At 59.2% G+C, this 10,850-nt stretch carries 9 protein-coding genes and 1 tRNA gene; 4 read left to right on the top strand and 6 right to left on the bottom strand.

Annotation, left to right across the window (positions count from 1 at the left end; translation table 11 throughout):
- On the bottom strand, nt 1-213 hold a 213-nt coding region (locus CSW58_RS01810; protein ID WP_369825055.1), incomplete at its 3' end, for an acyl-CoA thioesterase.
- Nucleotides 214-291: 78 nt separating this feature from the next.
- Nucleotides 292-597, bottom strand: coding sequence for a zinc-finger domain-containing protein (locus CSW58_RS01805; RefSeq protein ID WP_369825054.1), 306 nt, complete (start codon nt 595-597; stop codon nt 292-294).
- A gap of 141 nt (nt 598-738) precedes the next feature.
- Between CSW58_RS01805 and CSW58_RS01800 the strand changes: the two genes are divergently transcribed.
- Nucleotides 739-1,701 (top strand): ABC transporter ATP-binding protein, encoded by a 963-nt coding sequence (locus tag CSW58_RS01800; RefSeq protein ID WP_099446077.1) that lies wholly within the window; start codon nt 739-741, stop codon nt 1,699-1,701.
- 31 nt (nt 1,702-1,732) lie between these two features.
- On the opposite strand, the gene CSW58_RS01795 is transcribed toward CSW58_RS01800, so the two are convergent.
- Nucleotides 1,733-2,599: a 5'-methylthioadenosine/S-adenosylhomocysteine nucleosidase gene (locus CSW58_RS01795; protein ID WP_099446076.1), complete on the bottom strand. Its 867-nt coding sequence runs from the start codon at nt 2,597-2,599 to the stop codon at nt 1,733-1,735.
- A gap of 161 nt (nt 2,600-2,760) precedes the next feature.
- On the opposite strand from CSW58_RS01795, the gene CSW58_RS01790 reads away from it, so the two are divergent.
- Both CSW58_RS01790 and CSW58_RS01785 read left to right on the top strand, forming a co-directional pair.
- Entirely contained in the window at nt 2,761-4,077 is a 1,317-nt protein-coding gene (locus CSW58_RS01790) for an NCS2 family permease (RefSeq protein WP_099446075.1), read from the top strand.
- 58 nt (nt 4,078-4,135) lie between these two features.
- Nucleotides 4,136-4,212 (top strand) — tRNA-Arg (locus CSW58_RS01785).
- Between the two features lie 139 nt (nt 4,213-4,351).
- On the opposite strand, the gene CSW58_RS01780 is transcribed toward CSW58_RS01785, so the two are convergent.
- On the bottom strand, nt 4,352-5,212 hold the full coding sequence (locus CSW58_RS01780; RefSeq protein WP_099446074.1) for a DNA adenine methylase: 861 nt from the start codon (nt 5,210-5,212) through the stop codon (nt 4,352-4,354).
- A 333-nt stretch (nt 5,213-5,545) separates the two neighbouring features.
- Between CSW58_RS01780 and CSW58_RS14645 the strand changes: the two genes are divergently transcribed.
- Nucleotides 5,546-5,683, top strand: a complete 138-nt coding sequence (locus CSW58_RS14645; protein ID WP_236627592.1) for a hypothetical protein — start codon at nt 5,546-5,548, stop codon at nt 5,681-5,683.
- 135 nt (nt 5,684-5,818) lie between these two features.
- Here CSW58_RS14645 and CSW58_RS13645 read toward each other — a convergent pair whose 3' ends face one another.
- Both CSW58_RS13645 and CSW58_RS13640 read right to left on the bottom strand, forming a co-directional pair.
- A complete protein-coding gene (locus CSW58_RS13645; RefSeq protein ID WP_143755046.1) occupies nt 5,819-6,796 on the bottom strand; it encodes a hypothetical protein in 978 nt (325 codons plus the stop codon).
- A gap of 383 nt (nt 6,797-7,179) precedes the next feature.
- Nucleotides 7,180-10,749: an NACHT domain-containing NTPase gene (locus CSW58_RS13640; protein WP_161494542.1), complete on the bottom strand. Its 3,570-nt coding sequence runs from the start codon at nt 10,747-10,749 to the stop codon at nt 7,180-7,182.
- Between the last annotated feature and the right edge of the window lie 101 nt (nt 10,750-10,850).

Below are 10,850 nucleotides of genomic sequence, written 5' to 3'. Positions count from 1 at the left end.
GGTGTGGATGACCCGGGCGAACAGGCTGACCTCGTCGCCGACAAACACCGGGCTGATGAAGGTCATGCCGTCGATGGCGACCGTGGCGCAGCGGCCGGCCGCGCGATGGAAGGCGATCGACGCCGCCGCCAGGTCCATCTGCGACAGCACCCAGCCGCCGAAGATGTCGCCTTCGGGATTGGTGTCGGCGGGCATGGCGATTGCCCGCAGCACCGGCGCTTCCTGCGGCCACTCGGCGGCGGCCCAGGCCTTGGCGAGGGTCTCGGCCCGGCGCGAGGCTTCCGTCACGACCTAGTGTCCGCCGGAGCCTTCATAGACGCCGGGGGCGAGGCGTTCATCCTCGTCATGGCCGGCGGTCGTGGCGGCGACGAAGCGGCGGTCGCAATAGGAGCAATCGACGAAACCCGCCGCGCCCATTTCCAGCCAGACGCGCGGATGGCCCAGGGCCCCGCCGACGCCCTCGCAGGCGATGCGGTGCGAGCGGACCACCACGGTCTCGGGCGCGGGACCCGCCCCGATCTCGGTCACGGTCACGGTCACATCCATGGCGGTGGGTGCGGTCGGTGCTTGCGTCACGGGCTTGGCCTTGAGCGCCATTTGGGAAAACCTTCGAATTCAGAGCGCGGCCTTGGCGTGGCGGCGAACCAGGCATACCTATGCGACGGGTCGCGGCGCCGTCAATCAAGCCGCGTCGCCGCGCCCCTTCTTCTGGCCCTTCCGGCCGCATCTGGACGTTCCATGGACCTCCCCGCCTACGCGATCGAAGCCGAAGGCCTGTTCAAGACCTATCCCGCCACAAAGACCTCGCCCGAAAAGCTGGCCTTGAACGGCATCGACCTGAAGGTGCCGCGCGGATCGATCTTCGGCCTGCTCGGACCCAACGGCGCGGGCAAGTCGACCTTCATCAACATTCTGGCCGGCCTGACCCGCAAGACCAGCGGCACGGTGCGGATCTGGGGCCGCGATATCGACCAGCGGCCGCGCGACGCCCGCGCCGCCATCGGCGTCGTGCCCCAGGAGCTGGCGACCGACGTGTTCTTCACGCCGCGCGAATCGCTCGACGTCCAGGCCGGCTATTATGGCGTGCCAAAGAGCGAGCGCCGGACGACCGAGCTGCTCAACGCCCTGGGCCTGGGCGATAAGGCCGACGCCTATGTCCGCCAGCTGTCGGGCGGCATGAAGCGCCGCCTGATGGTGGCCAAGGCCATGGTCCACCAGCCGCCGGTGCTGATCCTCGACGAGCCGACCGCCGGGGTCGATGTCGAGTTGCGCCGTCAGCTGTGGAGCTATGTCACCGGCCTCAACAAGCTGGGCGTGACCATCGTGCTGACGACCCACTATCTGGAAGAAGCCCAGGAACTCTGCGACCAGATCGCCATCGTCAATCGCGGCGAGGTGGTGGTCTGCGAGCCGACGGCGACCCTGCTGAGCCGGATGGATATTCGCAATGTAGTGGTCACGCCGGAAACGCCGGTGACCAGCGCGCCGGTGCTGCCAGGGTTCGAGACCAAGCTGCGGGGCGCGGGGGCCTTCTCGGTCTCGTACCGCACCGGCCAGTCCAGCGTCGAGCAGGTGCTGGCCGCCGTCCGCGCCGAAGGCCTGCACATCAAGGACATCGCCACCGAGGACCCCGACCTCGAGGATGTCTTCGTGTCGCTGACCTATGGCGATCCCAACGCCAAGGATCCGCTGCGAACCTGACCCCGCGGTCCGCCGCCGCCCGGGCTGTCGCCTAGGGCAGCGCCTTGACGAAGGCCCGGACCACCGTCGCGGAATTGTCGGCCGCCAGCCGCACGAAGATCGGGAACTGGTTGTCGGCCGGATCGCCGCCGGCCAAGTCCGACAGGCTGCGGAAGGCGATGAACGGCACGCCGTTGACATAGGCCGCCTGGGCGACGGCGGCGCTTTCCATGTCGAGCACCCGCGCGCCGAAGGTCGCGTGGGCATATTGCCGGAACGCCGCGTTGTCGACGAAGACCGGCCCCGAGGCCCCGGCCCCGCCGACCACCACCCGCGGCGACTTGCTCAGGCACAGGCTGGCGACGCAGCGCTGCAGCGAAAGCCCTTCAACCGTGGTCCTGGCGAGATCGAGAAGGGCCGGGTCGACGGGAAACCACAGACGCTCCTCGGCCACGGCCGGGTCGCGATGCACGGTGACGGCGCGCGGATACATCATCTCATAACTAGGCAGTCCGGCGGTCAGGCCGGTCGTCGGCGCGAACCCGCCGGGGACCGCGCGAGCATAGGCCATCTCGGACGACTGGGCCCAGCGCTCGGGCGCGACCACGTCGCCGACCTCCAGGTCCGGATCGGCCCCGCCGGCCACGCCCGAGAACACGATCCGGCTGACCGCGAAGCGATCCAGCGCCGCCTGGGTGATCATGGCCGCATTGACCATGCTGACGCCGCTGAGGAACAGCACCACGGGGCGACCCTCCAGCTCGCCGGTGATGAACCGCGTGCCCACGGCCACATGCTCGACCTTGCCGGTGGTCGCCGCCTCCAGCGCCACCATCTCGGGCGGGAAGGCGCTGATCACCGCCGTGCGCGGGGTGGCGTCCAGCCGTTCGGCGGCCAGGGCCGGCGTGGCCAGCAGCATCAGGAGCACAATGGATCAGGCGCATGGGGGTCCTTCGGCGCTGTCGGTGAGTCGGCGGCGACCATAGACCAGGCTTGGGCCCGGTTGCACGCTCGACGCCCCTTGCATCGCGCGCCGACGCGCCCGAGTCTGGGGCCTGGGCAGATCATGGGGGAAACGCCTTGCTCGAACGCATCTTCGGCTTGAAAGCACAGGGCACGACCATCCGCACCGAGGTGCTGGCCGGCGTCACCACCTTCATGACCATGGCCTACATCGTGGTGGTCAATCCAGCGATCCTGGGACAGGCGGGCATGCCGGTCGCCGCCGTGGCCGCCGCCACCTGCCTGGCGGCGGGCTTCGGCTCGATCCTGATGGGCCTGATCGCCAACTATCCGATCGCCCTGGCTCCGGGCATGGGCCTCAACGCCTATTTCACTTTCACCGTGGTCAAGGGCATGGGCGTGCCCTGGGAGACGGCGCTGGGCTGCGTATTCCTGTCGGGCGTGATCTTCCTGATCCTGACCGTGGCCGGGATCCGTCAACTGATCGTCGGGGCCATTCCCCGGCCCCTGTTCTCGGCCGTCGCGGCCGGGGTCGGCCTGTTCATCGCCTTCATCGGCCTGAAGGAAGCCGGCATCATCGTCGCCGATCCGGCCACCACCGTGGCCCTGGGCGACCTGACCACCCCGACGGCGATCGTGGCCCTGGTGGGTCTGTTGGCCATCGCCGCCCTGCAGGCCTGGCGGGTGAAGGGCGCGATCCTGATCGGCGTGTTGCTGGCCGCCGCCGCCGGCTGGGCCCTGGGCCTAGGCCGGCTGGCGCCCGGCGGCTACAGCCTTGAGGCCCTGGCCGCCACCGCTTTCAAGATGGACGTGGCGGGCGCCTTCGACCTCAAGGGCGGCCTGGGCCTGGCCATGGTCGAGATCATCTTCGTCTTCCTGTTCGTCGACCTGTTCGACAATGTCGGCACCCTGGTGGCGGTGACCAAGAAGGCTGGCCTGGTGGCGCCTGACGGCTCGATCCCGCGCCTCAACCGCATCCTGCTGGCCGACTCGGCCGCCACCATGGTCGGGGCGGCGGCGGGCACCAGCACGGTGGTCAGCTATATCGAAAGCGCCGCCGGGGTCGCCGCCGGCGGCCGCACGGGCCTGACGGCGGTGGTCGTGGGCCTCCTGTTCCTGGCCACCCTGTTCTTCGCGCCCTTGGTCCAGGCCATCCCGGCCGCCGCCACGGCCCCGGCCCTGATCCTGGTCGGGGCGATGATGATCGGGTCGCTGGCGGAGATCGACTGGGCCGATCCAAGCGTGGCCATCCCGGCCTTCCTGACCCTGATCACCATTCCGCTGACCTTCTCGATCGCCAACGGCCTGGCCTTCGGCATCACCAGCTACGCCCTGCTGAAACTGTTGAAGGGCCAGATCCGGCGGAGCGACTGGCTGCTGCTGGTCCTGGCGGCCCTGTTCATCGTGCGCTTCATCTATCTGGCGAAAGGCTGACAGAGGCGTTTGCGCCCCGCGCGCCTTTCGGCTAAGACCGCGCTTCCGCAAGGCGGATGCACCCGTAGCTCAGCTGGATAGAGCGTTGCCCTCCGAAGGCAAAGGTCACACGTTCGAATCGTGTCGGGTGCGCCATTTCTTCCCTATAAATCAAGGCATTAAGGGCGCGCACCCCTTCCCTTGTTTCGATGAAAATGGGAACAACATACGAACAATGGCAAGGTTCGGGACCCGAAGTCCCGGAATATCCCCGGACTTTGTTCCACGCGCGTTCTCACAATAGGCTTGGCTGGCGCGTCGATGCCCTGACCCCTGAACTGCTCACCAGGAGTTCTTTCGCAGGCCCAGCCTGTGCGCTTCCGCTGACCGAATAGACCGTGTTGACCGCCTCAATCTCAGCCCAGGCGAACACGGTTCGCGTCTCGGGTACGTCATTTATCGACAGGAGGAACTGGCCCTGAATTCGAGCCAGATGGTCGGCCAATCGCTGAAAATCGGCACGGGCGAAGATCTCTCGGCCATAGTCATCCTCGCTGCCGTAGTAGGGTGGGTCGAGGTAGAACAGTGTGCCTGGACGATCATAGCGGGGAATAAAGTCCGCCCAATCCAGGTTCTCAATCACCACCCCGGCCAAACGGTCATGGATCCTGCGCAGACGCGGCTCTAGGCGAACAAGGTCGAAATTGTGCGGCTTCACCGGGTCGACGCCGAAATTTCTGCCGCGAACCTTGCCGCCGAACGCCAAGGTCTGGAGATAGAGGAACCGGGCGGCGCGTTCGATGTCGGTCAGATCGTAGGCGGCCGCACCTTTCAGCCGATCAAATTCGACTCGCATCGCCGGGCGCCAGCGAAGCTCGCGAAGCAGCGCCTCGGGATGGCTCCTCAGGACCCGGAAGAGCGTGACGACGTCTCCCGAGACGTCATTTATGACCTCTAATCCTGGTCGAACGGCGCGGCGCAGGAACACACCGCCCATACCCGTGAACGGCTCGCAGTAGGCGTCATGCGGGGTATCGGCAAGGATCTGACAGATGCGCTTTGCAAGGTGGCGTTTGCCGCCGATCCAGGGCGCCGCGGGTTCGGCCGGCGAAACTGCGGCGAGGGGCGAGGTGAGAACATTTCGAGAACAATTCATTTGCGCGAGGCTCCTCTTGGCGCGTATGAGTCCGCCGCCCCGGGGTCCGGGCGGACGATCCGTCGGCGATCGACGGCGGTACGTGACGAGGAGGAACTCGTCGGTCGACGCGTTGGCGCGCGTCGATCCCGCCCTGATCTGGGCGGTGATTTCGGGAAGGCAGTGTCGATGGCTCAGTCTGAGAGCGCCCCGCCGAGAGTGTATCGCCGGGCAATTCTGCGGCTAACACGAATGCGCGAACGGAGTGGGGATCCGACAAGCAGAACCTTATGCTTCAAGATGCCAGGAAATGGCCCTGGCAATTCGCGGAGCGTCTTCATCGAAGCCGAAAACGTGCCCGAGTTTGAAGGCGAGAGCGCAGAGTTTCTGATGGAATTGGTCGAGGGCGTGCCTTGGTCGTTCTGGCGCGCGGTTCGTAAGATCGAGAAATTGTCGATACCCAAGCTATTTGCGGCCAAGGACAGCGAATGAAGGAGTTGCGGTGCCCAAAGTCACCCCATTGGTGCCCCGCCAGATTCCAGACTCTTAGACGCCGAGCGCCGTCAGCGGTCATCCTCAGTGATCAAAGGGATACGCTGCCCACTCAAGATGTTCTAGCCACGAGGGCTACGCCAAAATATCGTCACTCCGTCGAGGGGCGAAGGAATTCGCGGCAAGAGCAGCATACACAAGCTTATCATCATAAGCTGTGCGCTCACGTGTCCTTGCCGAACCGCGCGTATGCAGTAGGTAACCGATTCCAGCTAACGCTGCTCCTGCCGAAGCGTACGATGCTTCTACCAGTGGAGCGACCATGCCCGCGATGGATAGTGCGATGGGAAGTGGTGGTGCGGTTGTGCGGATCGCCGAAACCTCGCCCACAAGGTGATCTCGAAGCATTTCTGCCTGTCGCAGCCGAGCCGCAAAGTCGAATTCACCGGCTTCACCGTCCGGCGAACGCCGAATAAGACTTTCAATCAGACTCCGGAAAGAGCGCAATTCCCGCGCATGTGTTTCTTTGAAGCGCACTATTTCGGCAATCTCCGCGCCTGGTCCGATCGGTAGCAGACGCATCACCGCTCGCATTCGACGCGACCACCTCGTTTGTTCCCCCATCGCGACACCAGCGACCAAACGCTCCGCAGCACGCTGGTTCGTCAGTAATGATGCGTTTAATTGCGGATGCAGCGCCATCCGTGTTGCGAATACGCTCATCACGTATTCCACCACCCATGCGGGACCTTCCAACCAGTCGCTTCGGTACGATGGCCAGAGAAGCTTGAGATCACATAATTCTGACGACAACCGTCCGTAAGCTAGTTTGCCCAGATGAATGCGAGCGACTTCATTCCGCTTTTGCGGGCCTTGAGCCATGCCGAGCAGGTGGCTCAAGACGTGACCGTCTGCTTCGTCGTCGAGCCCAAACCGACGTGGTTCCACCGGGCGCACCAATCCAAAGTCGATGAGCATGCGCGTAGGACCGTCAAAGAGTTCCCGCGGGTCCGCATCCGGCGCGATAACGCCAATCTCATCGAAGAAGAGAAGGTTTGGATTAGTCCAAGCTGAGCCTGGCAGTGATAGCGTCGGATAGAAGAGAGCGTCCAAGCCTAGCGTCCTTCTATCTCTAAGCCCGCCTGTTTATAACAGACCGATTTAGAACTCTGGAATATATAGCCATGGCCCGACCTTCACGACATCTAAAGGCTGTAAATGCCACCATGGCACTAGAATTCAACCTCGATTCACCGCCAGACGCTGGCCGCGCTACATGAAAAAATTCGTCAGATCACCGGCCGTCCAGAGGATGCAATTCTGAAAAATTGCAGCAATTTGAAACGCGCTCCGTTAGGTAGGACTAACTTAGAACTCTGCAAACCCAAATTTGCGCGTCTATGATATCGAGGCAAATAAATTTTACCGACGATTATAAAGAAGCAGGAAAATCGTTTTCCAACAGATTTGTTTCTTTTATTTAGGGGATTTGGCTCCTACTGGAACCATCGTTCTCGGCTTGCCACATCTAGAAGTTTTGATGCTGACGCTCCAAACAACGATCGCAGATGGCTATCGGCCTGTGACACAAGAGGCAGAGGGTAGCGCTCTGGATCTTCCGATATCCGCTTGGCAATAAATGTCGACATTTCCAGATCTTCGGTAAATGGGTGACGAGCCAATGCACCACGAGAATAAAGACACTCGATGCGATTGAGGTTCGACCGCAACTCTCCGGCCTTTCGGCTTGATCCCAGGATCGTATCCATGGCGAACTGGAGTTCAGGGCTACCGGCGGTCTTGACTGCGGCATCGGCGATATAAGCCCCAAATTTTACTTGTGCCCTTCGCCCCACCCTCATCCCCATAAACATAGCTGACCGCGCCCCATAACGGGTCATCGATGTGACTTCAATGTCAGAAATGAATATAGGAGTTTTGTCCTTAAGACGCCCCTCAAGGCAGTGATAATCGCGACAAAGTTCAATCCAATCCGTCTCGCGCAGAGAGTTCAATGCATTCGAGATACTCTCGGATATCTTCAAAATAGTCTTTGGTGTGGCCCACAACCAAAGCAAAAGTAGTAAGCGCCGACGCTCTGCCGAAGACGTCTCCTCGCTAAGTCGGTCTGCCCACCAACGCGGCGCACCGGATTTCAGCCGAACAAAACGGGCAACTGCCACGAGGTTGGGGGCACCCTTCAAACCGGAGTCAACGCCCAACGCTTCTTTTGATCGAACGCCGGACGCCATGAAGGCGATGCGATCAATAGCCGGACTATCGCCCCAAGCTCGACGCATAGCTTCAACAAGCTTCACCCACGGCTCAAGCGTAGTGGAGGTCACTGTTGTTGGGGTATTGAGGAAATTATCGTAGGCCTCTAAGGCATTCAGCTCTTCTGCGCTGACTTTATTTCGCCAATCTCCACCAGGCTTTCGCTTCTCCGATCGGCCCATTCTATTTCGTCGATCAAGAGCGTGCTTCAGTGGCACCCCAGATTCGTCGTTCAGAGCAATAGCATACTGATTGAACCCCAACATAGCAGCGATGCACCCAATTCTCCCCGGCGCATCAGCCCCTACATAACCAGGCAATCTGATTGAATTAAGCATTACATTGACCGCAGCCTTTTCGGCAAATTTTTCCAATATGTCGAAACGTTCACTTTCAAGAAGAGATATCACAATTGATTCGTCAAACCCGCCTTCCAATATAGCCCCATCGTATAGGTCTTCTGAATGGAACACGCCAAGCAAACGACCCAACCGTGCCCAATTAAGATTGTCAAAATTTTCTCTTGACGCTTCCCACCTTGCAATTCTCTCTCTGATTGGTGAGTTTCGAGTAATGGCTGAAGCGAGAGCGTATTTCTCATCGTTTTGTTTTGCCGCAGAAATTCTACCCCAAAGGATATCTAGGAACTCTGCTCGACCACTGCGATCGGGCAGCGACGACCAACCGCCCGCACCCGCCTCTGCGTTTGCCAATAGTTGGCGAAGTTGAGGATGTTGACCAACCAATGCTACAATCCGCCTGACGGCCGGCTGATATTGGGTGAATACCCAATCGCACAAAAGCATAAGCGCCACGCTACGCGGATGACTCGTAATGCTGAATGAGCTGGTTCCGGAAAGCTCCGTCAGCTCGTCCACTAGTGCGGATATTTCTCCCTTGCTGAAGCATCCGCCGTAGAACCTCGCAACATTTAGCCAGTAAGGATTTTTAATCAGGGCATCGAAGCGATCTAATTTCGTGCCGTTCTTTTCGTCTCCTGCTGGCGAGTAGGGCGCGGTTTCATATAAATGACGTGCAGCGAAGTATTCACGTAACGGCTGAACCTCAAATTCGTATGTCTCCTGAACACGGGAGACCAGTGCTCCAACCCTCTCTATAATTCCATCGAATAATTCGCCGACTATGCCGGTATCCTCACCTTGCGAGTCGAGATATATCAGCAACATTTGGCGAAGCGCGCCACGCTCAATACTGCCGTTTTCACCGCCCTCGGCAGCCGTCTGCAATTTCCAGGCTAAATATCGATGAATATCAATCAGCAGTTCTCTATTATCTCGCACTATATTACTTTTTTCAGACTCTCGGCTAAAAAACATATCCATGTAAGCGTCATACATGGCCGTCCGCTTCTCCGGCAGAGAAGCACCTCTATTATTTATCAATGACAGCAGGATTGTAAGCTGCATCGGATTTTTCGCGAGAAACTGGGTGTGAGCCTCAGCTAATTTAGATTCAAGGATCTTTGATAGTTGAAGTCTCTCAGCCTCCTTAATGCCCTTTGCCTTCATCCACTTAGCCGCATAGGCGTCGACTTGATTTCGTTCGAGCGGCAAAAGCTCAAAATAGACCCACTGTTCTCTCGGGAAGCGAATTGATTTTGCGAAGGCCGCTGGTCTACTGGTCACGATAGTTTGGACAGAGAAGCTGCCAGCATTCACGAGACGGGCAGAGCCCTTTGTGATTTCGGCGACGAGCTGCTTCCTGAGCTCCACATCAGCAACCTCGTCGAATCCATCGAGAGCGAGCAGCATGTGACTGGCGCGCGCCACGGCAGACAGATCCGAAACATTAAACTCATGCCCTCCCGACAGGAAACGGACTTGACCAGCAAGAAATCCTTCGAGCGATCTCGGTTCCTTCTCGTCCAGATCCGTAGGGCGCGGCTGGAATGGATCGGTTCCAGCAATCCATTTCGCGAGGTCGCGGAGATCGACCCGGAAGGGAATTCTAACCGCCGTTGCCCGCAATGCTTCCGGTATAGATAGAATATCTTGCCCCTTTCCAAGGAGCTTCATTCTCATAACCTGGCATATAAACTGCGTTACCGTCGATTTACCTTGACCTGGAGCGCCTTCCAGTACTATTCGCTGAGAGACATTAATTGTGTTACTTGTTAGAAAATATTCAGCAGAATTGAGCGTGTCTTCTAACTCTCTGAGTGAGATTGAGTTAGCGTATCTGGCAAGATCGGAACGCTGCACATGTCTTGACTGAATATGATCTACATCTACCGGATCGTAGGTTCTTCTCATCGGTAAGTCTACAAATAGATCTACCATGGTACTGCGCAGATCGGTTTGCTTGAATTTTAGCTCTTGCTCATCGTCATATTGCGCAGTCATGTACGCACGAATTGCCGATTTGCGACGCGCCTCATCTTCCCCGAGATGCCCCTCAATAAGGGCCTGCAAAAGATCGGTGGCCTTAAGTATTTCTGGATAGCTCCACTTCACACTAGCATTTCCGTCTAATCGACGGTCGATATCATCTCTCCACCAACAATAAGATTCGATCCCGAACTCTTTTGTAAGAAGATCATTTACGCGATCGATAGATCCCGCATTGAGATGCGAAGTACCCTTTATATTTGTTATTAGGTAATATTTCGATATTCCGGCAGATTTTAGTTTCTCAACCTTTGCCTTTTCCGACTTTATAACCGCTTCAACCATGTCGCGTTCATCGCGCGTATCGGCGACGTTTTTTACATACTTTACTTGGAATACAATTAAATCCTTCGCGGGATTCCGCGCCATGGTATTTGAAATCATTTGACGGAGGACGAATGCATCTCGTCCTCCGTCGGGCTGACCGACAGGCAGACACTGAGCATTGGGAAAGCTCGACGCGATAAGGGCCTGGCTTAGCTCCT

This window comes from Caulobacter sp. B11 (assembly GCF_002737765.1).
In the GTDB taxonomy this organism is placed as follows: Bacteria; Pseudomonadota; Alphaproteobacteria; order Caulobacterales; family Caulobacteraceae; genus Caulobacter.
This window is presented reverse-complemented; position numbering and strand designations above follow the sequence as displayed.

What these genes read in the sequence shown, in the direction of transcription:
- CSW58_RS01805 (WP_369825054.1), bottom strand. Translation starts at nt 597, where the DNA reads ATGGCGCTCAAGGCCAAGCCCGTGACGCAAGCACCGACCGCACCCACC.
- CSW58_RS01800 (WP_099446077.1), top strand. Translation starts at nt 739, where the DNA reads ATGGACCTCCCCGCCTACGCGATCGAAGCCGAAGGCCTGTTCAAGACC.
- CSW58_RS01795 (WP_099446076.1), bottom strand. Translation starts at nt 2,599, where the DNA reads ATGCTGCTGGCCACGCCGGCCCTGGCCGCCGAACGGCTGGACGCCACC.
- CSW58_RS01780 (WP_099446074.1), bottom strand. Translation starts at nt 5,212, where the DNA reads ATGAATTGTTCTCGAAATGTTCTCACCTCGCCCCTCGCCGCAGTTTCG.
- CSW58_RS13640 (WP_161494542.1), bottom strand. Translation starts at nt 10,749, where the DNA reads ATGATTTCAAATACCATGGCGCGGAATCCCGCGAAGGATTTAATTGTA.